This window comes from Cupriavidus basilensis, from assembly GCF_008801925.2.
Taxonomy (GTDB): Bacteria; Pseudomonadota; Gammaproteobacteria; order Burkholderiales; family Burkholderiaceae; genus Cupriavidus; species Cupriavidus basilensis.
Genome location: NZ_CP062804.1, coordinates 2,623,761 through 2,647,475 on the forward strand (window position 1 = coordinate 2,623,761; position 23,715 = coordinate 2,647,475).

General features: G+C 63.6%; 23 protein-coding genes and 2 pseudogenes. 9 read left to right on the forward strand and 16 right to left on the reverse strand.

Annotated elements, in window-relative coordinates:
* Window positions 1-315: 315 nt before the first annotated feature.
* Window positions 316-1,008, reverse strand: a complete 693-nt coding sequence (locus F7R26_RS32605; protein ID WP_150991067.1) for a TetR/AcrR family transcriptional regulator — start codon at window positions 1,006-1,008, stop codon at window positions 316-318.
* 132 nt (window positions 1,009-1,140) lie between these two features.
* On the opposite strand from F7R26_RS32605, the gene F7R26_RS32610 reads away from it, so the two are divergent.
* The 5 genes and pseudogenes from F7R26_RS32610 to F7R26_RS42020 all read left to right on the forward strand — a co-directional run.
* Complete coding sequence (locus F7R26_RS32610) at window positions 1,141-2,223, forward strand: alkene reductase (RefSeq protein WP_150991065.1); 1,083 nt, start codon at window positions 1,141-1,143, stop codon at window positions 2,221-2,223.
* Between the two features lie 49 nt (window positions 2,224-2,272).
* Window positions 2,273-3,061 carry an SDR family NAD(P)-dependent oxidoreductase gene (locus tag F7R26_RS32615; RefSeq protein ID WP_150991063.1) on the forward strand — a complete coding sequence of 263 codons (789 nt, stop codon included), beginning with the start codon at window positions 2,273-2,275 and terminating at the stop codon, window positions 3,059-3,061.
* Window positions 3,062-3,103: 42 nt separating this feature from the next.
* Entirely contained in the window at window positions 3,104-3,994 is an 891-nt protein-coding gene (locus F7R26_RS32620; protein WP_150991061.1) for an alpha/beta fold hydrolase, read from the forward strand.
* Window positions 3,975-4,976: an NADP-dependent oxidoreductase gene (locus F7R26_RS32625; RefSeq protein ID WP_150991059.1), complete on the forward strand. Its 1,002-nt coding sequence runs from the start codon at window positions 3,975-3,977 to the stop codon at window positions 4,974-4,976. Before F7R26_RS32620 ends, F7R26_RS32625 begins: the two co-directional genes overlap by 20 nt.
* Before the next feature lie 454 nt (window positions 4,977-5,430).
* Window positions 5,431-5,511, forward strand: a pseudogene (locus tag F7R26_RS42020) (IS6 family transposase); the annotation flags it as partial.
* Between the two features lie 139 nt (window positions 5,512-5,650).
* Here F7R26_RS42020 and F7R26_RS32630 read toward each other — a convergent pair.
* The 10 genes from F7R26_RS32630 to F7R26_RS41180 all read right to left on the reverse strand — a co-directional run bounded on the left by F7R26_RS32630 (window position 5,651) and on the right by F7R26_RS41180 (window position 17,855).
* Complete coding sequence (locus tag F7R26_RS32630) at window positions 5,651-7,057, reverse strand: sodium:solute symporter family protein (protein WP_150991057.1); 1,407 nt, start codon at window positions 7,055-7,057, stop codon at window positions 5,651-5,653.
* Window positions 7,058-7,294: 237 nt separating this feature from the next.
* Window positions 7,295-8,467, reverse strand: coding sequence for a mandelate racemase/muconate lactonizing enzyme family protein (locus F7R26_RS32635; RefSeq protein WP_150991055.1), 1,173 nt, complete (start codon window positions 8,465-8,467; stop codon window positions 7,295-7,297).
* A gap of 62 nt (window positions 8,468-8,529) precedes the next feature.
* Window positions 8,530-9,213 carry an SDR family NAD(P)-dependent oxidoreductase gene (locus F7R26_RS32640; RefSeq protein ID WP_416351350.1) on the reverse strand — a complete coding sequence of 228 codons (684 nt, stop codon included), beginning with the start codon at window positions 9,211-9,213 and terminating at the stop codon, window positions 8,530-8,532.
* A 101-nt stretch (window positions 9,214-9,314) separates the two neighbouring features.
* Entirely contained in the window at window positions 9,315-10,256 is a 942-nt protein-coding gene (locus tag F7R26_RS32645; RefSeq protein ID WP_150991051.1) for a dihydrodipicolinate synthase family protein, read from the reverse strand.
* A gap of 24 nt (window positions 10,257-10,280) precedes the next feature.
* Window positions 10,281-10,865, reverse strand: a complete 585-nt coding sequence (locus F7R26_RS32650; protein WP_150991050.1) for an IclR family transcriptional regulator — start codon at window positions 10,863-10,865, stop codon at window positions 10,281-10,283.
* Between the two features lie 897 nt (window positions 10,866-11,762).
* On the reverse strand, window positions 11,763-12,743 hold the full coding sequence (locus F7R26_RS32655; RefSeq protein ID WP_150991048.1) for a 4-hydroxythreonine-4-phosphate dehydrogenase PdxA: 981 nt from the start codon (window positions 12,741-12,743) through the stop codon (window positions 11,763-11,765).
* Between the two features lie 12 nt (window positions 12,744-12,755).
* Window positions 12,756-13,727 carry a Bug family tripartite tricarboxylate transporter substrate binding protein gene (locus F7R26_RS32660; protein ID WP_150991046.1) on the reverse strand — a complete coding sequence of 324 codons (972 nt, stop codon included), beginning with the start codon at window positions 13,725-13,727 and terminating at the stop codon, window positions 12,756-12,758.
* An 85-nt stretch (window positions 13,728-13,812) separates the two neighbouring features.
* Window positions 13,813-14,781, reverse strand: coding sequence for a LysR family transcriptional regulator (locus F7R26_RS32665; RefSeq protein WP_150991044.1), 969 nt, complete (start codon window positions 14,779-14,781; stop codon window positions 13,813-13,815).
* A 462-nt stretch (window positions 14,782-15,243) separates the two neighbouring features.
* Window positions 15,244-17,178: a hypothetical protein gene (locus tag F7R26_RS32670; protein WP_193692197.1), complete on the reverse strand. Its 1,935-nt coding sequence runs from the start codon at window positions 17,176-17,178 to the stop codon at window positions 15,244-15,246.
* Between the two features lie 95 nt (window positions 17,179-17,273).
* On the reverse strand, window positions 17,274-17,855 hold the full coding sequence (locus F7R26_RS41180; protein WP_241754620.1) for a hypothetical protein: 582 nt from the start codon (window positions 17,853-17,855) through the stop codon (window positions 17,274-17,276).
* 144 nt (window positions 17,856-17,999) lie between these two features.
* Between F7R26_RS41180 and F7R26_RS32680 the strand changes: the two are divergent.
* The 4 genes and pseudogenes from F7R26_RS32680 to F7R26_RS32695 all read left to right on the forward strand — a co-directional run.
* Window positions 18,000-18,149, forward strand: a pseudogene (locus F7R26_RS32680) (Hsp20/alpha crystallin family protein); the annotation flags it as partial.
* A gap of 267 nt (window positions 18,150-18,416) precedes the next feature.
* On the forward strand, window positions 18,417-18,740 hold the full coding sequence (locus F7R26_RS32685) for a LysR substrate-binding domain-containing protein (RefSeq protein WP_150992150.1): 324 nt from the start codon (window positions 18,417-18,419) through the stop codon (window positions 18,738-18,740).
* A gap of 223 nt (window positions 18,741-18,963) precedes the next feature.
* On the forward strand, window positions 18,964-19,452 hold the full coding sequence (locus tag F7R26_RS41855; RefSeq protein ID WP_416351351.1) for a GGDEF domain-containing protein: 489 nt from the start codon (window positions 18,964-18,966) through the stop codon (window positions 19,450-19,452).
* Window positions 19,453-19,476: 24 nt separating this feature from the next.
* Complete coding sequence (locus F7R26_RS32695; protein ID WP_150992148.1) at window positions 19,477-20,268, forward strand: EAL domain-containing protein; 792 nt, start codon at window positions 19,477-19,479, stop codon at window positions 20,266-20,268.
* 226 nt (window positions 20,269-20,494) lie between these two features.
* Here F7R26_RS32695 and F7R26_RS32700 read toward each other — a convergent pair whose 3' ends face one another.
* The 5 genes from F7R26_RS32700 to F7R26_RS32720 are packed head-to-tail and all read right to left on the reverse strand — an operon-like array spanning window position 20,495 to window position 23,683.
* Entirely contained in the window at window positions 20,495-20,827 is a 333-nt protein-coding gene (locus F7R26_RS32700; protein ID WP_150992146.1) for an NAD-dependent epimerase/dehydratase family protein, read from the reverse strand.
* Window positions 20,824-21,747 (reverse strand): excinuclease Cho, encoded by a 924-nt coding sequence (gene cho, locus F7R26_RS32705; RefSeq protein ID WP_150992144.1) that lies wholly within the window; start codon window positions 21,745-21,747, stop codon window positions 20,824-20,826. Before cho ends, F7R26_RS32700 begins: the two co-directional genes overlap by 4 nt.
* Window positions 21,744-23,273, reverse strand: coding sequence for a cryptochrome/photolyase family protein (locus F7R26_RS32710; protein ID WP_150992142.1), 1,530 nt, complete (start codon window positions 23,271-23,273; stop codon window positions 21,744-21,746). The genes cho and F7R26_RS32710 overlap by 4 nt, the downstream gene beginning before the upstream one ends.
* 31 nt (window positions 23,274-23,304) lie before the next feature.
* Window positions 23,305-23,463 (reverse strand): DUF2256 domain-containing protein, encoded by a 159-nt coding sequence (locus tag F7R26_RS32715; protein WP_150992140.1) that lies wholly within the window; start codon window positions 23,461-23,463, stop codon window positions 23,305-23,307.
* Window positions 23,399-23,683, reverse strand: coding sequence for a hypothetical protein (locus tag F7R26_RS32720; protein WP_170302003.1), 285 nt, complete (start codon window positions 23,681-23,683; stop codon window positions 23,399-23,401). Before F7R26_RS32720 ends, F7R26_RS32715 begins: the two co-directional genes overlap by 65 nt.
* Between the last annotated feature and the right edge of the window lie 32 nt (window positions 23,684-23,715).

Genomic DNA, 23,715 nt, shown 5'->3' on the forward strand with positions numbered 1-23,715 from the left:
GAGGAGCCGACAGGCGCCTTACGACCCCGAACAGCCGTTCAGACCGCCCCGCTGCAACGGCCGCTTCCAGAGAGCAACCGCCGCTCGTTATCGCGTGTAAACGGGCTGGCTCATCAGCGGCTGGGCGGACGCCTACTACTTCTCGGCGGAACGGATAGTGTTTCCGGCCGGGACGGGCAGGTTCATCCGCTGGGCACCGCAATCGCGCTGCCGCCGTTCGGGCAGAAGGCAGGCGCCGCCCCGGTCCCGTTCGGCTTCATGCAAATGGGCTGCGCGGCCCCGCCATGGAGTTGTCTCTGCGCAGGTTGTGGCCGCCTATTTGGCCTTCTTTATCGTCCTGGCGGCCAGCTTGCCGTTGTCGCCGCTGGCGTTCTGGCGATCGGCAGGTCGCTGAACGCCAGAAGTGTGCCGGTCATGCGAAGAAGTGTTTGCTGTTGTGGACACGCTCAGTGACGCGAGGATCGCGTCGCGGCAAACCGCCAGGATTTCGTCGGCCAGCGGCGAGTCGTCCGGACAGGCACGCGACATGACGATGGCGCCCACCACGTGCGCCAGTGTGTCGAGAGACCGGGCTCGCGTCCGACCCGGATCGGCTCCGTCCGAAAGAGTGTCCTCGGGCGTCAGCGCAGCCAGCAGGCTCTCAATGCCAGCCGCGAACGCGGTCCGAACCGCTTCTGGTTGACGCGCGGCATCCCCGCCTAGTGCGGCCATTGTGCAACCGGTAGCGCGGGTGTCGCGGTGCTCGCGAGAAAGGTAATGCTGCACGAACTCTGGGGCGTTTACACCCGCGCTCAGTGCCACCGTCTGCGCGATGCCGCAGGCCGCCGATTCCGCCATCAGTTCGGCCTTGGAGCTGAACTGTCTGTAAAAGCCGCCGTGGGTGAAGCCGGCTGCGGCCATCAGATCGGCAACGCCAACCCCGTCGTAGCCACGTTCCCGAAACATCTTGGACGCCGTCGCGACAACGTGCTCCCGGTTGGCCTGTGCCTGTGCCTTGGTGATCTTCATTTCCTGACCACGGTGGGTTCATGTCTGCGAAGTCTCCATTGTACATTGATGTTAATCGTCATCAAAACCTTGACAGTTAAGATTATGGTCATCATCATTGAGCGCAATTCCAACCCTAAAGGCTGACGCAAAATGACCGACAAGACGCTTTTCGAGCCCTACACCCTTGGGCGCCTGACACTCGCCAACCGTTTTGTCATGGCACCGCTGACCCGCAATCGCGCAGGCGCGGGGCTAGTGCCCACCGAACTGGCCGCCACTTACTACGCCCAGCGCGCCTCGGCCGGCTTGATCATCACTGAGGCTACGCAAGTCTCAGCCCAGGCCCAGGGCTATCAGGACACCCCGGGCCTGTATACACCTGAGCAAATCGCCGGCTGGCGCATGGTCACCGAGGCTGTGCATGCGAAGGGGGGACGCATCTTCGCGCAACTCTGGCACGTCGGGCGTGTTTCGCATGTGGATGTCCAGCCTGACGGCGCTGCGCCGGTCGCGCCTTCGGCCATCCGCGCGGCGACGAAGACCTTTGTCAACAACGGTTTTGTCGACGTGTCGCAGCCGCGCGCCCTCGAACTCAACGAACTGCCGGGCATTGTTGACGACTTTCGTCGAGCCGCGGCCAATGCCATGTCTGCCGGCTTCGACGGCGTGGAGATTCACGGTGCCAACGGCTACCTGCTGGAGCAGTTCATCAAAGACGGGGCCAACCAGCGCACTGACGCCTACGGCGGTTCGATCGAGAACCGTGCGCGCCTGCTACTGGAAGTCGTCGCTGCAGTTGTTGAAGAAATCGGCGCCGATCGCACCGGTGTGCGCATCTCGCCTGTGTCACCGTTAAATGGCATTTCGAGCAGTAACCCTCAGCCCCAGTACGACTACATCGCCGGGCAGCTCAGCGCGCTGGGCATCGTCTACCTGCACGTGGTCGAGGGCGCGACCGGCGGCCCGCGCGATGTCGCACCGTTTGACTACGACGCGCTGCGCCGCCACTTCAGGCAAACCTACCTGGCCAACAACGGCTACGACCTGGAACTCGCCACCGCCAGGCTCAACGAGGGCAAGGCAGACCTGTTTGCCTTCGGCCGTGCCTTCATCAGCAACCCCGACCTGGTCAAACGCCTGAAGACCGGCGCCCCGCTGGCCCAGCCCGACTTCGCCACGCTCTATGGTGGCGGCGCTGCGGGCTACACCGATTACCCGTCCATCACCGCTTGAGGCGCGCTGCTTGCGTCCGCGTCCGAACCGCCTTGAAAAGGAAATTATCATGACCACGCTTCCGACTGTTCTCATCACCGGCGCCTCCTCCGGCATCGGCGCCACCTACGCCGAGCGCTTCGCCCGCCGCGGCCACGATCTTGTGCTGGTTGCCCGCGACAAGGCGCGCCTCGAAACGCTGGCCGCGCGGCTGCGTGAAGAAAGTGGGGTGGCCGTGGAAGTGCTGCAGGCCGACCTCACCCAGCCCGCCGACCTTGCCAGGGTCGAGACTCGTCTGCGCGAGGATGCTCGCATAGGCATCCTGATCAACAACGCCGGGATGGCTCAATCGGGCGGCTTCGTGCAGCAGACGCCTGAGGGAATCGAACGCCTGATCACGCTCAACACGACGGCGCTTACGCGGCTTGCCGCCGCCGCCGCTCCGCGCTTCCTGGAGTCGGGTACCGGCGCAATCGTCAACATCGGCTCGGTGGTGGGTTTCGCGCCCGAGTTCGGCATGTCAATTTACGGCGCCACCAAGGCGTTTGTGCTGTTCCTGTCGCAGGGATTGAACCTCGAGTTGTCGCCCAGCGGCGTCTACGTGCAGGCGGTGCTCCCGGCGGCGACCCGCACGGAAATATGGGGGCGCGCCGGCATCGACGTCAATACGCTACCCGAGGTGATGGAAGTCGGCGAACTGGTTGATGCGGCACTGGTCGGCTTCGATCGCCGCGAACTCGTGACTATCCCGCCGCTGCACGTAGCGGCGCGCTGGGACGCATTGGATGGCGCGCGTCAAGGGCTCATATCGGACATTCGACAAGCCGAGGTGGCCGAACGCTATCGGCCCGAAGCCTGACCGCCACAATGACCCGGGCGTCACCCCCGACGAGAATCGACCATGAACTTCAAAGCGCCGCAGGCTTCTTATGCCCACGCTCAGACCAAGCTAGTAGAGGTGTGCGGAACCACGTTCGCTTATCGCGAACTGGGACAGCATGGCGGTACCCCGCTGGTCCTCCTTAACCACTGGGGCGCCGTGCTGGACAACTTCGACCCGCGCATCGTAGATGGCCTGGCTCGTGAGCACCACGTTATTGCCATCGACTATCGCGGAATCGGTTTGTCCGGCGGCACCGCGTCGGTAACCGTCGGCGAGATGGCGCGCGACACGAGCGCGGTGATCCGCGCGATGGGTTTCGATCAAGTAGATCTGCTCGGCTTTTCGCTTGGCGGTTTCGTGGCACAGGACGTGGCCCTGAAGGCGCCTGCCCTTGTGCGCAAGCTCATCCTTACAGGCACGGGTCCCGCGGGCGGTCAGGGCATCGATCGTGTCGGTGCGGTGTCGTGGCCGCTGATACTCAAGGGCCTGCTGACGCTACGCGACCCCAAGACCTATCTCTTCTTCACCCCTACGGCCATTGGCCGGCAGGCGGCAAGCGCCTTCCTGAAAAGACTGAAGGAGCGCCGCGTCGATCGCGACAGGGGACCGACACCCCGCGCCTTCTTGCGCCAGCTCAAGGCGATTAAGGCTTGGGGCCAGCACGAGCCGCAGGATCTCTCCGGCCTGCGCATGCCTGTCCTGATCGCCAACGGCGACAATGACATCATGGTGCCCACCACGCTGAGTCGCGACATGGCCCGGCGCATTCCCCATGCGCAGTTGGTCATCTACGAAGAAGCCGGCCATGGCGGCATCTTTCAGTATCACGCCGACTTCGTGTCAAGGGCGCTGGCGTTCCTGGCAACACCCCCATTGGAATTAGAGCAACATGAACGCACTTACATTTAAACGCTATGGCAGGTCACCTGAGATCGGATTCGCCGACGTTCCGCGCCCCACGTTAAAGGCGGATGAGTTGCTGGTGGAAGTCCACGCGGCAGGATTGAATCCCATCGACAACATGATTCCGGCGGGCACGTTCAAGCCTGTCCTGAAGTTCGAATTACCGGCCACGCTAGGCAGCGATATTGCTGGCGTGGTGGTTGAGGTTGGCAGTCGCGTGACGCGTTTCAAGCCGGGCGATGCCGTTTTTGCCAGTCTCTTCGATCTTGGCAGAGGTTCGATCGCCGAATTTGCGGCGGTGCCGGAAAGCGTTGCCGCACCGAAGCCGGCCAAGCTCGACTTTGTGCAGGCCGCCTCCGTTCCGATGGTTGGCCTCACCTCGTGGCAAGCATTGAAGGAGCGTGCCAATGTTCGAGCTGGCCAGAAGGTGTTCATCCCTGCGGGGTCGGGCGGTATCGGTACGTTCGCGATCCAGCTAGCAAAGTACCTTGGTGCCAAGGTAGGAACGACCACCAGCACGGGTAATGTTCCACTGGTCACCACGCTGGGCGCAGACGAGGTGGTCGATTATAAGAAGGAGAGCTTCGAAAGAGTGCTGCGGGGCTACGACGTCGTGCTTGGTACACTGCGGGGCGATGCGATCGAGAAAGCCATCGGCATTCTCAAACCAGGGAGCAAGGTTGTCTCGCTCATCGGTCCGTTGGACGCAGCGTTCGCACGCGCACGACGCCTGAATTTCTTTCTAACGTTCGTGTTCGGCTTGATGAGCCGAAAAATCATGCGTCTTGCAAGAAAACGGGACGTCACCTACTCATTTCTATTCGTCCGTCCCGACGGCGCCCAACTCGCCGAGATTGGAGGACTTCTCGAGTCGGAACGCATTCGTCCGGTGATCGACAGGGTTTTTTCGTTCGAGCAAGCGAAGGAAGCGCTTGAATACTTGGCCGAGGGACGCGCGAAGGGCAAGGTCGTCGTGAAGATCAAGTGAGTGGCCAAACGGTTGACTGCGCAGGCGCTTACCCTAGCGACTGAAGACGCGGGCGACCAGGTTAAGGCTCATGGAGAACCGGATGGCCGGTTAAAGGTGCAGAGCCGCCGCCCGAACGTCCGAGCATAAGCGCGAGCGAATCACCCTTGTTGGCTGGAAAGCGACCTCCACCCGTCGTGAGCCGGTCAGCGCTTCGCGCAGCCGCGAATGACCGGCCGTTCGTGGCCGAACTCAGCCGTCAGACTGATCCCTGAATCACGCAGTGACTCCCATCGCTTCGAACTCTCCTATCCCGTAATTCCGCGTAGCACCTTTTACTAGCGGCACCAAGGTTCCACACGAAACAACCCCGATCGCATCGCCAGGAACACGGCTTCGGCGCGGCTGTGCGCGCCGAAATTCCCAACGCATGTGCGAGGACATGGTCGACACTCTCGGGCAATGAACCTGCCCGGAACGCTTCACGCCGGAGGTCGTGAAGCGCTGGGATCGGTTTGCGAGATCCGCTGGTCGTTCCTGGCGGGGCGACGAGACGTAGGTGAAAATCCGTGGCAAATGGGTCAATCTTTACCGTACAGTTCTCCGCTGTTGGAAACGCTGCGCCAGCTGACGACGGCGGAACAAGGCGTGCCGCAGCGGCCACCGTCAGGCCAGGGGCGCGTCCCGTCCAGGACTCAGGTCGAACGGCCATAACCGTCCGGCTCCTTCGTCTCGCGCCAGTGAAACAGCTTCTCGATAAAGATGACGACGGCAGGCGTCACCAGCGCGACGTACATATTATCGATGCCGTAAGGGTCGCCCATCAGGTACCAGGCAGTGGTGGTGACGGCCGCCCCCAGCAGGCCCAGCGTGGCGCCGCGGTTGCCATTGAAGAACGGCAGGTAGAAGCCAATCACCGCGACGATGGAGATCGACAGCCGCAACGCCCGCGTGAAGAACGACAAGTGCAGCAGCCCCGGCGCGAAAAACACGAAGATCAGCGGCAGGAAGCCGATAAACAGCGATAGCACGCGCGTCGCGCGGAATTCCTTCTCCGGCGTGGGCTTGAAGTACGGCACGTAGAAATCGCGCACCACCAGCGACGAAATGGCCAGCGCAACCGTGCTGACGCCGATAAAGATCGAGGCCACCAGCGATACCGTGACAAAGCCGGCGAGCCACACATTCATGCTCTGCAGGAACACCGGCAGCGCGTACAGGCTGTCCAGGTCCGGATGCAGGTAGCGCGCGGCCAGCCCGATGATGCCGAGCGCGAAGCTGATGGGGATGCACAGTGCCGCCGCCACATAGGTGGAGCGGCGGGCGGCGTCCGCGCTCCTGGTCGAGGAAATGGCCTGGATAATGTACTGCGTGGAGAAGATCGCCCCCACGTTGCCGATGATCCACGCGACGATGGTGGAGGCGCCGACATGGCCGTCCCAGGTGAAGTAGAACGACGGCAGCGCCTGCTGCATCGGCGCGAAGCCCTTGGCAAGGTGCAGCGCCACGGCGGTGACAATCAGTACGCCGATATATTTGATGCCGCTGTGCAGGATGGAGACGTAGGCCACGCTCTTCATGCCGCCAAAGGCAAAGTAGAAGGTGCTGACGAAGGCGGTCACCAGCGCGGCGGTCGGCAGGTTGATCTTGAGCACGGTGGAAATCGCTGCGGCGCCGCTCACGTAGTTGCCCACGTTCACCAGCAACAGCGCATAGATCATGATCAGCGACACCACTACCTGCGTGGAGCGTCCATAGCGTTTTGAGATGGCGCCGGAAATCGTGAACTCGCCTGAGTTGTACAGCTTGCTGGCGAGGAAATAGCCGAACAACGGAAAGCCGATGGCGGCGCTCAGCACGGCCCAGGATGCCGCCATGCCGGACTCGAACGCTGCCTGCGCGGTGCCCACGGTCGATTTGGCGCCGATGAACTCGGACATCAGCAGTACACCGACCACCACGGTCGGCATCGCGCGGGAGCCGACCATGAATTCGCTGGAGGTCTTGCTGCGCGAGCGCACCGTCAACCAGGTGGTGAAGACGATATAGACGACCACCATCGCGACAATGATGGCGGTGTCCTTGAAGTTGAAGATTTCCATGATGCTTTGCGTCTCCTGCCAAGACTGCCGGCGCGTGCGGCTTGCGGCGCGCGGCCTCTTTTGTCATGTAGCGATGCGCCGCGCTGCGGCTGTCTTATTGTTCTAGTTTGGTTTGGTTTGCTCCACTCTTCCGCTTGCGACCTGCTTGTGGGAGAGGGGGGACAGCCGTCGGCGTCACAAATGGCCTTGGCGCATCTGCCGGCTTCCTTGAGCGTTCGATGCGTCGTTTTCCGAGCCTCAAGGCTGCGCCAGCGCCGCCATCTCCGCATAAAGATCGGCCTTGCCTTCGAAACCGATGCCCGGCAGCGCCGGCATGGTGATATGCCCATCGATCACCGTCACGCCATCGGGGAAACCGCCATAGGGCTGGAACAAATCGGGGTAGCTCTCGTTGCCGCCCAGACTCAGGCCGGCGGCGATATTGAGCGACATCTGATGGCCGCCGTGCGGGATGCAGCGGCTTGGTGACCAGCCAAAGGTCTTCAGCACTTCCAGCGTGCGCTCGTACTCCACCAGCCCGTAGGACAGCGCGCAGTCGAACTGCAGGTAGTCGCGGTCCGGGCGCATGGCGCCGTAGCGGATCAGGTTGCGCGCGTCCTGGTGGCTGAACAGGTTCTCGCCGGTGGCCATGGCGCCGGGGTAGTACTCGGCCAGTGTGGCCTGCAGGTGGTAGTCCAGCGGATCGCCGGCTTCCTCGTACCAGAACAGCGGATAGTCGCGCAGCATCTTGGCGTAGGCGATGGCGGTATCGAGATCGAAGCGGCCGTTGGCATCCACGGCGAGCTGCGCGTCGGCGCCGATTTCCTGCAGCACGGCCTCGATGCGCGCGCTGTCTTCTTCCAGGCTGGCGCCGCCGATCTTCATCTTGACCACGTTGTAGCCGCGCTTCAGGTAGGAGCGCATCTCGGCGCGCAGCGCACCGAGGTCCTTGCCCGGATAGTAATAACCGCCGGCGGCGTACACGAATACGCGCGGGTTGGCCTTGACGCCATGGCGCTCGGCCAGCAACTGGAACAGCGGCACGCCGGCGATCTTGGCCACCGCGTCCCACACGGCCATGTCGATGGTGCCGACCGCGACCGAGCGCTCGCCATGGCCGCCCGGCTTCTCATTGGACATGGTGGCGGCCCACACGCGATTGGGATCGAGGTTGGTGCCGGCGTCGTCCAGCAGCGATGCTGGATCGGCCGCCAGGATACGCGGCGCAAAACGCTCGCGGATCAAGCCACCCTGGCCGTAGCGGCCATTGGAGTTGAAGCCGTAGCCGATCACGCGCTTGCCGTCGCGAAAAGCGTCGGTCACCACGGCGACGAGGCTGCTCGTCATCTTCGAGAAATCGATATAGGCATTGCGGATGGGCGACGAAATCGGCTTCGTCACTTCGCGGACGTCGATGATGCGGACGGACATGGCTTGTCTCCAGTGTCTTTGGTTTTCGGGTAATCGGTATTCGGCTATTTCGGCCGGGTGCCCTACAGCGAACCGCCACCGCAGATCACGATCTGCTGGCCAGTGATCGCGCCTGCGTCCGGCCCGAGCAGGAAGCTCACCATCCCGGCCACTTCATCGGGCCGGATAAAACGCCCGATGGGCGGCGTGCGCGGCGGCGTGCCCTTGCGGCCCGGGTCGTTCAGCATCGGGGTCTCGGTGGCGCCCGGCGCCACCACATTCACAGTGATGCCGCGTGGCGCCAGCTCCGCGGCCCAGGAGCGCGCCATGCCCACCACCGCCGCCTTGGTCGCGGCGTACTGGCTGCGCCCCGGGGCGCCCGCCGCCGTGCGGCTGCCGATCAGCACGATGCGCGCACCGTCCGGCAGCGTCGGCATCAACGCGTTGGCCAGCACCGCGGCGGCTTCCACATGGATGCGCCACATGCCCTCGCCGTCCTCGGGCTTCAGCTCGCCGAGCACCGCAGTTCGCATGTAGCCTGCGGCATGGACGATGGCATCGACGCGCGGCAAGGCGGCCACGGCGGCGGCGAGCATCGACGCATCCGTCAGGTCAACCTCGATTGCAGTGAAGCCCTCGGCGCCGGCCGCCGGCGCGCGGTCAAGACCGGTCACGCGCCAGCCAGTGGACAGCAGGCGTCTGGCGATGGCGGCGCCGATGCCGGAGCTCGCGCCGGTGACAATGGCATGCCTCGTTTCGTCTTGCATGGATTGGCTCATCTTCAAAACAAAAGCCCCCTTGGAATGCATTGCCGGCAACCCTACCCCCGCTTGCAGCCTGCGCGGCGGGATGCCGGACCGGTGCGGGTTCAGGCCGCGGCTTTCTGGGTAATGCCGGCCAGTGCCAGCGCGGCCCGGATGGCGGCCAGTTCCTCGGCCGACGGCGCGTGGGTCGGCGGGCGCACGGTGCCATCGCGCAGGATGCCGGCCAGCGCCATGGCGGCCTTCATGCGGCCATGGGCTTCGCCGGTGGGCTCGCCCGCGCCGTACACCGCGTCCTTGAGCGGGTTGATCAGAGCCTGCACGCGCATCGCTTCATGCAGGTCGCCAGCCTTGACCGCCTTGAGCAGGTCGTTGATCAGGCCGGGAATCAGCGAGGCAAAGCCGACCAGCGCGCCGTCGATGCCCTGCACCATGGACGCGAGCAGGTATTCGTCGTGGCAGGTCATCAGCACCTTGGTGGGATCGGCCGCGCGGATCTCCTTGATGTCGCGCGCGTATTTGTTCATTTCGCGCTCGCCCATCTTGAAGGCCTTCACATACGGCAGCTTGGCCAGTTCTGCGAGCAGCTCCGACGAGTAGGAGCCACGGGTCCAGGCCGGGTAGATATGCACCACCAGCGGCAGCCCGCTGGCCTTGCCGATGGCGTTGAAGTAGTCGAGACAATGCTCCGGCTTGAAGCCAAAGCGCAGCCAGTGATGCGGCGGCATGATATCGAGCCCGGCGGCGCCCGCTTCCTTGGCCCAGCCAGCTTGTTCCACGGCGTCGTTGATGCCTTCGCAGACCACTGACGAGATCACCGGGCAGATGCCCTGGGTGGCGTCGGCGGTGATGCGGGTCACTTCGGCGCGCTCGCGCGGCGTCAGCGAGAAGACTTCACCGGTATGGCCATTGGTCATCAGCGCGGTCACGCCCTCCTGGGCGCCCAGCCACTTGGCGAAGCGGCGCAGCTCCGGCTCGTTGATGCTGTAGTCCGCTTTGAAGGGCACTGCGATGGCCGGAATGATGCCGCGGAAATTGATATCAGACACGTTCGTCTCCTGGTAAGGCTTGCGCTAACTGCGCATTACGGTGGTGGGCAAAGTGGGAGGAGTGAATCCTCCGGAGGGTTGCAACGCACGGGCCAACTCGATGGCGGCATGTACTACCGCCGGGGCCATGGTCGATTCGAAATCGTCAAGCGAGGTATTCATGGCCGGCGCCGCCACGCTCAGGCCGGCAACCGGCACGCCATCCACATCCAGCACCGGGGCGGCGACCACATAGAGGCCCGATACGGTCTCCTGGTCCGACAGCGCGTAACCCTTGGCGCGCAGGATCGGCCTGGCCCGCGTGCGTAGGTCGGAATGAGCGATGGCATCGAAGCCCAGATCCGGTACTTTCAGCGACAGGCGGAACAAGCGCGTATCCGGCACGCGCTGCACATAGCCGATATCCAGCAGCGTGTTGAGGAAGCGCAACGCGGTGGCATTGTCCAGCCCGGAGCGGCGCGCCACTTCCGCCATGGTGAGTTCGGGCTCCTGGGCCGAGAACGCTTCGAGAATGCGGAAGCCCTTCTCCAGCGACTGCACCGTATTCTTGGATGCGTCGCCCGCGCTGCTTGCCTTCGAGGCGGAACGGACTGTGTTCTCGGTAGCCATTTCAATCTCCACTGTTAGTTCAGCTAGCCCGGTTCGAACCCGGGTTGAGTTCGGATTGCGAATTTTAATTCGCTGAACTGACAGAGGATAGCCCTCGCTCAAGATAGGTGGATGGACCTTGGCACTGCTGCCTGGTCGCCAAATTCAGGTGAAATTCGGATTGCGAATTTTTATTCGCAATCTAGGCGTTAAAAAGGGCGCCAAGTGGCGGCACCTCTCTCCCCGCATTACCTCTTTAAACTACATCTTCAAACGTCTGCCGTTTATTCGGACTGCGAACTTATCTTCGCGATATGAAACAGTTTAGATCTCGTTTCCGCGCATGAGCAAGCCCGATCTTCCTAGGGTTTTCACTAAGACCGGACCTGGCGCAAAGACGGGGCGGGCTGTATGCGACGGATCGCTACCCCACAGTGCCGCAATCCGTTCGATAGCCCCAACGTTGAAGCCGGGACAACCTCTCGGAGCGGATGATGGATGGCATTGACCCTCAACGCACCTTTCGCGGTCTTCCCCCGACCCCGGAACAGGATGCGAAAGTCAGGCACTACATCAAGAAGCAAAAACAGCGTGGTGTTCCATGGATATTTCTGCTCATATCCCGAAATATGAAAATCTCCCGCAAGCCCTTTCCAGACAAAGCTTAGCGGGTGGCGTAGTACCCTAAAGCGGCCCATCGTGCCTTGCGGGCTGTGCGAGCCACTGATCAACGAGAGCCTCACCACGTGCGCACGCCAATCCTGGCCGGCGCCGAAGCCGGGCTTACTGGCGTCTCTGCTCTCTGAGCGCCCGCGAGCCTTCTTTATGTCGACCAAGACGCCAACGGGCATTGGCTGTTTGAGCCAGGTGCCATGCGTATCGATGCGGCGCAGCACCTCGCGCCGCGCTGCCACGTTTCTACGCTAGCCTGCCTGCCCGGTGGCTCGCGCCCATCCGGCATGCCAGGTCAAAGGCATTGGACATGGCGGCGCCGTTGGCATTGCCGAGGCCGACGATGTCGTAGGCGGTGCCATGAGCCGGCGTGGTCACGGGGATGGGCAGGCCGCCCTCCACGGTGACGCCTACCTCGAACCCCAATAGCTTGGTCGCGATCTGCCCCTGGTCGTGGTACATGGTGACGATACCGTCCAGGTGGCCGTTGCGGGCCCGCACGAAAATGGTGTCGGCGGGATAGGGGCCTTCGGCGGGATAGCCGGCGGTGCGCGCCTGCTCGATGCCGGGGGCGATGATGTCGCCCTCCTCGCTGCCATAGTTGCCGTTGTCGCCGTTATGCGGGTTCAGCCCGCAAACGCCGATGCGCGGCGCGGGATTGCCAGCGGCCTTCAAGGCATCGGTCAGCATACGGATCGCGCCGTCGATGCCGGCGGGCGTCAGCAATGACGACACTTCCTTGAGCGGCACGTGGGAGGTCACCCGTGCCGTCCAGAGTTTGTCGAGAACGTTGAATTCGCCGCAGCGGCCCTCGTAATCCAGCAACTTGGCAAACCAGCGCATCTCGTCTTCTTCGTGCATGCCAGCCAGGCGCATCGCACCCTTGTTGAGCGGGCCAAAGCACAGCGCATCCGCGCGGCCGTCGCTCACCATGCGCGCGCCCAGGCTCAGGCCCTCCAGCATGAACGCGCCATTCTCGCGAGCGGCCTGGCGGGGCGCAAACGTGGCGCCCGTGCCGGGCCAGTCGATGATCTCCAGCCAGTTGGACGCTTGCGGCAGTGCAACGCCTGCCGCGTGTGCGCCGGCCGCCAGCGCGGCGCGGCTGGCGATCAGCGCCACGCTGGCCCGCGCGGGCAGTTGCGGGTCGGCCAGCAGGCGCGCGACGATCTCAGGGCCGATGCCGGCGGGGTCGCCAATAAACAGTGCAATACGGGGCAGCGTGGCCATGGCTTTATTCACTTAATCCATCTTGATGTTCTGGTCTCGGATCAGCTTGCCGAAGCGGTCATAGTCCGCTCTCTGCAGCTGGATGAACTGCTCGCGCGAGAGCGTGCCGGGATCGCCGCCAAGGCCGCGCAGCTTGCCCTGTACCTCGGGCAGTTGCAGGGCGGCATTGAATTCCCGGGTCAGGCGTTCCAGCGTGGGTGCGGGGGTCTGGCGTGGCGCGTAGAACGCGTACCACGTGCTCATGTCCGCGCCTTTGATGCCGAGCTCCTGCAGCGTTGGCACGTCTGGCAGCGCGGACGCCCGCTTGGGCGTGGTCACAGCCAGCGCGCGCAGCCTGCCCGAGCGGATATGCGGCATGGCCGAGGACGATGTATCCAGCATGATCTGCACCTGGCCCGCCATCAGGTCGACATGGGCCTGCGAACTGCCTTTGTACGGTACGTGGACCATCTGCGTGCCGGTAGCCTTCATGAACAGTTCAGCAGCCATGTGCTGCACGCTGCCAATGCCCGAGCTGGCGTAGCTGAACTTGCCGGGCTGCGCCTTGATCTGCGCGACCAGGGACGCCACGCTGTCGGCGTTGACCTGCGGCGCCACCAGCAGCACGTGCGGGACCACCAGGGCCAGGCCGATCGGCGTCAGGTCCTTGAGCGGGTCGAAGTTCAGCCGCATCAGCTGGGGCGCGATTACCTGCGGCGAATTGGTCGCGGCCAGCAGCGTGTAGCCATCGGCTGGCGCCTTGGCGGTGAGGTCCGCGGCGATGGTGTTGGCCGCGCCGGGGCGGTTGTCGACCAGCACGGGTTGCCCCATGGCGCCGCTCATCTTGTCCGCGAACAGGCGCGCCACCACATCCGTGCCGCCGCCCGGCGGGGCGCCAACATTCACGCGGATAGGCTTGTCGGGGTAGGCGGCGAAGGCTTGCGCGCAGTGCCAGAGCAGGGACACTGCGGCGAGCGCGCGCAACCGCGCGCGAGTTGTTTGCATGGGGAGTCTCCTGGCTGTCGCGCGCCGTCATGGGCGCGCTTAGATACCTGCCCCGTACTATGCCGGCACCAGGCACCGCCGGCCATCAACCTTTCGGCGTTCCTGCGTTCACATTTGGTGAATCCAGCCCCGCCAGCAGCGGTATCAGGGCCCGGGCGGCGGAGGATAGCTCCATCTGCGGCTGGTGGCACAGCACGAAGCGCCGGCATGCCCATGTCTCGTCGATGGTGAGGTGCCGGAACCCCTTGCCGCGCGCGAACATGGCGGCTACCGACGCCGGCATGATGCCGATACCGATCTGTCCGGTGATCATCGCGATCATGCTGTCGAAACTGCCCACGCGAACGCGCATGCGCAAGGGCCTGCCGGCCGCCACTGCCAGCCGGCCGAGCGTGATGGAGATGGAGGCGCCTTCGGTCAGGCCGATCACTTCATGGGCCAGCAGGTCGTCGATTGTCACCTTGCCCAGGCCAGCGAGCGCATGCGCGTGGTGCGCCACCAGCACCAGCCGGTCCTCGCGATAGGGCAGCGTCGGCAACGCGATCGGCCCGACCGTGCTCTCGAAGACGCCGACGTCCGCCAGCCCGCGCCTGACCGCCTGGATCACCCCCACGCTGTTGAGCTCCTGCAGGTCCACCTTGATGTCCGGCCACGCCGCATGGCAGCGGCCAAGGTCGGCGGGCAGGAACTGCACCACGGCCGATGTACAGGCGGCGATCCGAATCACGCCTCGGTCGCCGTGCAGGAACGCGGCGGCGTCGTCCTGCATCCGGCCAACGGCATGGATCAAGCTGCGCGCATGCGCCAGCATGGCGCGGCCCGCATCGGTCAGCGCCATGCCATGCGGGCGGCGCTCGAACAGCGCCAGGCCGAGTTGGGCCTCCAGCTCGCGAATGCGCCGTGACGCGGCGGCCGGCACCAGGCACAGTTGCTCCGCGCCACGCGTGATGCCACCCAGCTCCGCGGTGGCGATGAACAGGCGCATGGTAGTCAGGTCGAAACGCAGGCTGGCAGCGGTACTGGCCGCCAGGCGTGCCGCGGGGGAGTTTGGCATGGGCTTCGGGGATCCGGTATCGGGTGCCCTGGGGGAGGCTGAGGCCAGAGTTTACTGTATGGCCGGCAGTCGCGGCAGCGGCGTCACGACGGCGCGGCGATCAGCCCGCCCTGCGCAGATACCGGCTGGCGGCCCCGCTTGCGCCGGTAGTTGCCGTCCGCGTCCAGCTCCCAGGTGTCGCAGTTGTCCTAGAAGTAGACCCTCAGGCCTTCCTCGATCACGCGATCCTCGAAGGTTTTGTCCAGCACGGGGAAGCACACCTCGACGCGCCGGAAGAAATCGCGTTCCATCCAGTTGTGGAGCGTCACTCAACATTGAACCAGTCGCCCGTGTCCGGCCGCGGTGGAGTGCGTTCCCGCTCATTCAACTTTGAACTGGTGGTTCACCCATCTTTGCTGCACAGAGTCGTGATGACCTACTCCAACCAGGTCGCGGCGCGATTGGATGGAATAGGTCATGCTGCTACATCCGGTCGATCCCCCAGACCGCCAGCGTGCGGCCAGCCGCATTGGTGGCCACGCGCGGCACCGGGTAGGTCGTGCCGTCGGCCGGTGTCGCGCTGAGCAGGTTGGGCACATCCCAGCCGCTGCCGGTCAGGTAGCGACTGGTCCTGACGTTGATGCCGGAGGCTTCCCACTGATACCAGATGGCCGTGGCGTTGCCGTCCGCACCCACGGCCACGCGGGGCGCATAGACGTCTCCCGGCACCGTGCCGCTGAACTTCTCCGGCACGCCCCAGCCCGTGCCAGCCGCGTAGCGGTTCGCACCGCCGTAGGCGCCAACCCCGTTCTGCTCCTGCCAGACCGCGATGGCATTGCCCGCCCCGTCGATCTCCACATGCGGGTCGTAGCATTCGCCAAGTGTATTGTTCGAGACGACCGTCGAAGTCTGCCACCCGCTGGCGGCAACGTACCGTGCCGACTGGATCGCAAAGGACAGGCTGGCCGTGCTCTGCACCCACAACGCAAGGCCATTGCCGCTGCCATCCACCGCAACGGCCACTTGCCCGTAGACGTTGTACAGGTTGCCGCCGACGGCATTGAGCATGGCGCGCGGGCCCCAAGCGCTGGCGCCGGTTGTGACGCTGCGCCCGTAGATGTCCTGCGGGCCGTTTGACACGGTAGTACCATCGCCCTGCTGCTGCACCCACGCGATGAGCCCCTGGCCGGCGGCGTTGACCGCGACGTGGCTGTTGGCTGCGCTATTGACGCCGTCGCTGACCATGAACGGCGCGCCCCAGGCACCGGACAATGCTGCGTACTTGACGGCCCACACATCAAAGTGGTTCGTGCGCCCGTCGCCTTGATACCAGGTCACGATGGCATTGCCCTGGCCGTCGACGGCGAGGTCCGGCGTGGAGACACCGGTAGCGACGCTCGCCGACGACACAACCCGCAGCGGCGCGCTCCAAGTCCGGGACGCAGCCGTGTAGCGGCTCGCCCAGAGGTTGCTGATGTTGTTCTCCGAGGCCATCCAGATCACGGTGGCATTACCCGCTGCGTCAAAGGCAACACGTGGCAGGAACGCATCGCCAGCGGTGCTCAACGTGGTCGCGGCTGCGCCGGCATCCGTCGGGAAGCGCGCACGAATGACGAATTGCGAAGCCACCTGCTCAGACCAGACCACGAGGCCGTTGCCGTTACTGTCTACCCCCACGTCGGGGTCGCTTGCGACCAGCGCATCCTGCGAAGTCCAGTCCGCGGCCGACAGCGCGCCGGCCAGGTTGCCGATGGGCGCCTGCAGCACCGTGCTGCCGTCCAGGTTGGCCACCGTGACGGTGCCGGCGCCATAGCTGACGGTGATGTTGTCCAGCAGTGCGTCCATGCCGGTATGATCCGCCGTGAACTTGCCGGACATCAGGTCAATGCTGGAGGCGGCGTACCTGGCCAGGAGCGGGGCGAGTTCGGCTGTCAGGATGGAGATGGCGCCGGGCAAGGCATTCGAGATAGTCGTGAAAGCAGCGGCACCAGATGCCGCGTAGATTGCGTCGAGTGCGTTCGTGCCCGCCGCGCCAACGACCGCGAGTTGGGTTAGTGGTGTAATGTTTGCCGCACCACTTGAGGGCGAGAAGGAATACAACCGCTGGGTTGCACCGTTCGCAGTCCATTCGGCCTTCAACATGAAGGGCGGCGTAAGATCGGCAGTGGAGAAGCTATAGGTGCCGTCCGTGGTGTCGACGTACCGCTCGTTCCCCGCAGCATCCTTCAGGTAAATTCGGCCGGAGATTGCCGACCCAGTTGCCGCAATGCCCGAGAGGCTCTGCACGACAGCAGGCGGCGGGGATCCGCCAGTGCCAGTGCCAGTGCTGGCGCTACTTCCTGCCGCAACATCACCACCACCACCACCGCCACAAGCGGCCAGGGCCAGGCACATGACCAGCACTAATACACGTTTCATTGCGAACCTCCCGATGCAGTGCATCGGCTATCGGCAACTGTGCGGGGTTCTTGAGTCGGATAGCGGCGATCGTTGGCTGGATGGCCGGGTACGGGTTACCGGGAAAGGCCGTGCCCGATGTGCATTTCAAGCGCGGGACGTAATGCGGTTGTGTCGCAGTGAGGGAGAGTAGGCCGCCGAAGTAGACAACGGCCGTATTGGTTAATGGCCAGCGAGTTAGATTGTTGCGCTGCGGACGCAACGCTCCCATCGGCGCGCAGCCTGGGCGAACAATTTGCCAAGGCGTCGTGCAATGGGCGCAGGTGTCTTGGCGGGAAGCCGCTGCCACCCAGTTGTCCGGCACGCCGGCCTCGCCCGCGCTCGGCACGTCCGGCAGTGGCGGCGAGCGCTTGGGCGCGGTGTAGGCCGATGCCGATGTGTCCGAATCGCTCTCGCCCATGAATCGTGTCCATTGAAATGGCCGTGGACACGATCCTGCACCGTGCGGCCTTTAACGCGAACAGGGCGTCGTTTCCCTTCTCACTGACAATCGCTTGCTGCGCTTCGTCGATTACCAGCACAATGGGCTTGTCCACATCATCCGATAGGGCGGCAAGTGCCGCCGACAGGGAAAGCCCTTCGCCAAGGCCAACCCGATCAAGGGAGAACGACATCCCGCCAACCGCGACTTTCTCCATTCCAGCAGAGCGAGCGAGTCACTTAATGACGCGTTCATGGCTCGCGAGCTCGGCCCACACGGCCCCGACAATGACCTCTCCTGGGTCAGCTCGGCGAGCTTCCCACAGATCGGCATAGACTACGAGGGCACCGAGGTTCTCCAACGCCGGCCGCACTTCGCACGCGCTTTCTCGCTGAGTGCGGACCTTGACGCGTCGAAGATCGAGGCGAACCTGCAGGACGGCGTGCTCAAGCTGACGATCCCGCGTCGCGACGAAGCGCGCCCACGCCGCATTACTGTCAACGTGGCGTGAGTGGCCGTCGCCCGCCGGGTAGCGGTGGCATCCGCAAGGGCGCGACCGCAGTGCCCGCGGAAATTGTCTGGACATTCGGTGAGGACAAGATGAAAACAGATCTGGGTAAATGGAACCCCTTCAAGCTCCTACGCAAATCGACGGAGGACGGGCAGCCGGCGGGCGAGTCATCAATTGTTCCCGCGCCAAGGCACCGGACACCGGACTGGCCTGACGTTTCGCGGCTGCTTTCAAGCGACCCATGGCGTGCGATGGGCGAGCTTCTGCATGAACCCTTCGCGGGCTTCGGGCAGCCTTCCCGCGGCATTTGGGCACCGCCATATTTTACCCCTGCTGATCTCCCTGACCAGGCGGCGTGAACGACTGGATTTATCCATTATCTTCAGTGAACGCCGAACAGATTTGATCAGCGACGGGGTTGAGCTGGTTGTACGTATCGGCGAACTGGAGAACGACGCAGACCTCGTTGCCAGAAAATTAGGCGAACAGAGGCTCGTCATCTGCTGCGCACCATCCTATTTGAAGAAACGTGAAGCGCCGCGGGTAAAGGAAGATCTTTTGCAGCATGAGCCCAGCAAGCGAGTTCGCTAGAGTCCGCTGTATCATCTATGCCGTTGGCGCAGCGACGGTAGGATTTGCGACGCCCGCCCCCCCCCCCGCATCGCAAATACCTTGAGAGACTAGTCGTGTGTCAGAATTTTGATGATGTGTCGCTCGAGACACCTATCGCCGCTGACGCGGATACCCTAAACGCCTTTGCTTTCGGCATCATTGGCTTCGGACCAGACGGCATAGCCGCCCACTGTCAGTCGTCATGCTGGACGCCGACCAGTTCAAAGGTATCAATGACACGCCAGGGCACCAAGCCGGCGACGAGGTCTTGAAACGGATTGTCGCGGAAGCGAAGGGGATTCTACGTTCGTCTGATATCGTCGCGAGGCTTGGCGGAGAAGAATTTATACTGCTACTGCCGTCCACGACGTCCAACGAAGCGGCTGCAGTGGCTGAACGCGTACGGGCTGCCGTCGAGAGCGCGTACATCGATACGCGAGCCGGCCCGTTGCAGGCAACGGTCAGTCTTGGCGTGGCGTCTCTAGGTCATACGACCATGACACTCGAATCTTATTGGCAGTCGCCGACCGCGCCCTCTATGAGGCGAAGGGCGCGGGGCGAAACTGCGTGCGTATCGGCCACATCGATAATGCTAGTGCGGTTTTCGATTGCGAGGTCTGCGAAGACAGTAAAGCACCGGCAGACCTATAGCCTAGTGACGGCCAGAAAGCGGAACAATCGCACCGAATAACTACAACACCGGAACGCAGGAAAGATGGACTCTTTTAGGATTCATAGCCAGGAAGAACTGGCTGGACAGGCGCAACAATGCGCAGGATGTGGCAATGAAACGCCATTGCCTCTCGAAATTGGCTTTGCGTTCCAGCCAATCGTGGACGTCAGCTCCAAGTCTGTATACGCATGCGAAGCGCTCGTGCGTGGTGCAAAAGGCGAATCCGCATATTCCGTTCTGTCGCAAATCGATGACGGGAACAGATATCGATTTGACCAGCATTGCCGTCAAGTTGCTATCGCCAACGCTGCCGCACTCGGTCTGGATGCTTTTCTGTCCATCAATTTCCTGCCGAATGCCGTCTATCGCCCGGAGGTTTGCATTCGCACCACCCTGGAGGCCGCCCAGAAGAATGGATTTCCTCTTGAGCGAATCATCTTCGAGACAGTCGAGGGGGAGCATATCGGTGATCGTGCACGCCTTGTCGAGATTTTCAAGGCGTACAAGAAGTTCGGTTTCCTGACTGCAATTGATGATTTCGGCGCTGGATACTCCGGGCTCGCCCTGCTTGTAGATTTTCAGCCCGATATTGTCAAGCTCGATATGGCTCTGCTGCGCGGCATAGACACCGATACGGTGCGCCAGCGGATCGTGCGAGGCGTGCTATCGATATGTGATGACCTCGGTATTCGGGTGGTGGCTGAAGGTATCGAAACTAAAGGGGAGCGTGACTTTTTTATCGCGTACGGGGTCAGCTTGATGCAAGGCTATTTCTTTGCGAAGCCTGCTTTCGCAGCTATTCCCAAACTCGATCCGGAAGTCTTCGCCGCATAGTAGGCCAGCACGCCCACGTAGTACGAATGAGAAACCCTTCGCATTGGCTATGTTGACCGAAGGCTTGAGCAGTGGGCCAGACGAAACTCCCCGGGGCTACTCACCTGTTGTACTAGTCGCCGTTAGGGTAGTGGCTGAGCGCATGTGTGTGACGCCATCATCGAGGCGCTCACTAGCAGCCGCGGGCGCTGGAGGCGTGTCGCCAGCCAGACCACCAGCCGCTGAGTCAGGCCGATCCGGCTGTCCCCAACACGCGCTTGCGCGCCGTCGTCCAGCCTGAGCCCAAGATGGGCGCTCCGGCCAGGTTGATCACTAAGTCGAAGACCGCATCGGCCGGCAGCGCCTGAAGGCTTTCAGTGATACGAGAGCCCGCGGGCAGCCGCCGCGCGGCGCTGGTCGGTTGGCGCGACAGCACGGTGACAGTGTGGCCGGCCATCAGCAGATGGGGCACCAGAGCGCGGCCGATGAAACCGCTGCCGCCGGTGACGAGGAAGCGTTGCGGAGCGGCGCCAACTCGGCCCGCGGTTTGTGAGCTGGGGGCAGTCAGAGGAGCGGTCATAGTTTGATCAGGTCGTGGTTACCCAGGAGGATTGGCTTGCACAACACGCGATAAGCGTCAGCGTCAAAGGCGGGGGCGACCCGGCGCAGCGCGCGTGCGCGGGCGAGATCGGGAGCACTGCCCAGATAGCACCAGTTGCGCACCACGTGGATGCGGGCGACCTCGCCATCGTCTTCGCGCAGGCCGATCGCGCCGCCAAAGGGCCAACAGGCTACGCGTACTGCTTGCAGTGAGGCCACGAGGCGGTCTCGGTGCGCGGCCTCGGTTTCGGCGCCCGCACAGGCGCCGGCGCAGCGGCCCAGCATGGCGCGAAAGCAGCGCCCGCGCACGGCGGGCCGTTCTAGGCCCAGCAGGTGCAGACACAAACGATGTGCGTCGGCTAGCTCGCGCAGATGGTCCAGCGCCGCGCGCCGGCCGGCGAAGAGGCCGTAAAAGTCGGGCTCGTGCGCGAAGTCAATGCGGTTCGCGTACACCACCTCGGGCATGCCGTCGACGAGGCGCAGCGAACAAAGTTGCTGCTGGCGGCGCAGACGCTGGTTGAATAGAGGCAACTGCTCCTTGATGAGGCGCGCTTCCAGCAGCAGTGCGCCGATCTCGCCCCCGGTGCGCTCATGGTCGATACGACGCAGTTGCTGCAGCATGCGCGCTTCTTGGGCATTGCGCAGATGCGACAGGACGCGCGAGCGCAGATCGACGCTCTTGCCGATATAAAGCGGCAGTCCGCCCCGCTCGCCATGGAACAGGTAGACGCCCGGGGCACGCGGCAGCGCGCGGGCCACTTCCCGAAGCGGCTCCAGGCCCGCAGGCAGCAGGGCGGCGCTCGGCGGCGCGTCCGGCGTCGGCCTGACGATGCCGGACAGCGGGGCGGCTCGGCGGTGGAGCCTGCTGCCCGGAAGGCGGGGCGAATGCGCTCGCTTCATAGCGTATCCAGTTGCTCCAGCGTCAGTCTGGCATGCTCCCGCACTGCGGCGCGCGCTTCAGTGCTGAAGCGGTCCCACTGCCGGTAGGCCATGGCAAGACGCGGCAGCGTGCCGAGGCGCTCCCGGTGACGATCGAGGAATTGCCAGTAGAGCGCGTTGAAGGGGCAGGCACGGGCGCCGGTGCGGGCACGCCGGTCGTAGCGGCAGCCCTTGCAGTAGTCGCCCATGCGATCGATGTAGGCGGCGCCGGCAATGTACGGCTTGGTGGTGATCAGTCCGCCATCGGCGAACTGGCTCATGCCAAGCGTATTCGGCAGCTCGACCCATTCGAACGCATCGATGTAGACTCCCAGATACCAGCGATGCACAGCATGCGGGTCCAGTTCCGCCAGCAAGGCGAAGTTTCCGATTACCATCAAGCGCTGGATGTGATGAGCATAGGCCTCGCGAAGCGATTGCCCTATCGCCAGCGCTAGGCAGCGCATATGTGTGCGTCCATTCCAGAACCAAGAAGGCAGCGGGCGCCGATGGTCCAGCGCATTGACTTGTGCGTAGCCGGGCATGCGCGACCAGTAGACATTGCGAACGTACTCGCGCCAGCCAAGCACCTGGCGTATGAAGCCTTCGGCGCTGGCCAGCGGCACCGCGCCGGCACGCCAGGCTTTCTCGACGCGCACGATGACCTCACGCGGCGCCAGCATCTTGGTATTGAGGGCGAACGATAGCAGCCCGTGGAATAGCCGCGGGGCCTGGCTGTGCATGGCGTCCTGATAGGGGCCGAAGTGAGGCAGCGCGTAGGCGACGAAAGCTTCGAACTGCCGCAGCGCCTCGGCGCGACCCTGCGGCCACGGAAGCGAATGCGCCTGCGGCGCACCGAAGCTGTTCACGCCGGCCGCTGAGATAGTTTTCCATAAGGCAGCGTGATCGTGGTGTGTGCGGGTGTCAGCCGGCAGCGGCGGCGTGCCGCGCCAGGGGCGCCGGTTGTCCGCATCGAAGTTCCAGCGCCCACCAGCCGGCTCACTGCCGCTTTCGAGCAATACCGCATGGCGCAGGCGCATGTGACGGTAAAAGCGCTCCATCAGCCAGCGCTCCCGGCTGCCGAACAGTGACAGTGCCTCGCGCCGTGCGCTGAGGAAGTGTTCGCTCTCTACCATCTGCGCGGCGATGGGTAGCTTAGCTGCGTAATGCTCCAGCATCTGGTCCAGCCGCCATTCGTCAGGGGCTTGGTATTCGAACCGGCGCACGGCGAAACGGGGGATCAGTGCGTCCAGGTTGGCGTCGATACGCTGGTGGTTGTCTGGCGCATCGATGGCGAGGTAGTGCACGCGGTGCCCAGCGGCGCGCAATGCCCAAGCGAATCGCCGCATGGCGGCGAAGATGGCAAGGATCTTCTGCGCATGATGCAAGACATAGTCCGTCTCCTGCCGCATCTCCATCAGCACATAGACCACCTCGGGGTCTACGTGTGCGAACCAACTGTGGCGGGAATTGAGCTGGTCGCCAAGGACCAGTCGAAGTGTCGTCACCGTCGGGACCTCCGGGTGAACATGGCCAGCCTCATCGCAGCGCTCCGCGCATCCGAGAGCTTCGACGGCAGCGCTCGCTGCAGTACTTCACGGCGTCCCAATCTCGGCGCCATTTGCGTCGCCAATTAAAAGAGCGCCCGCAATGCGAGCAGATTTTGGAAGGTGGGACGCAGGAAGGATTCCATGTCATCAAGCACTGGCGCCAATCCGCGCAATGTTGCTGCTAGCGCGCCGACTATCAGAGTCGTGTGGCGAGCGAGGCGCTGGCCTTTGGTGCCATAGGCCTGGTCCGCAAGAACGTGCCAGGTATCGCGTGGCGCCAATGCATTTACCAAGCCAACGGCGCTGCAGCCTCCAAGCAGCAGGCCTGGCAGTGCTCCGATCAGGACTCCAAGCGTGGACCAGCGCATCGTGTTTCTCCTCGGACGATCTGCTTTGGGCG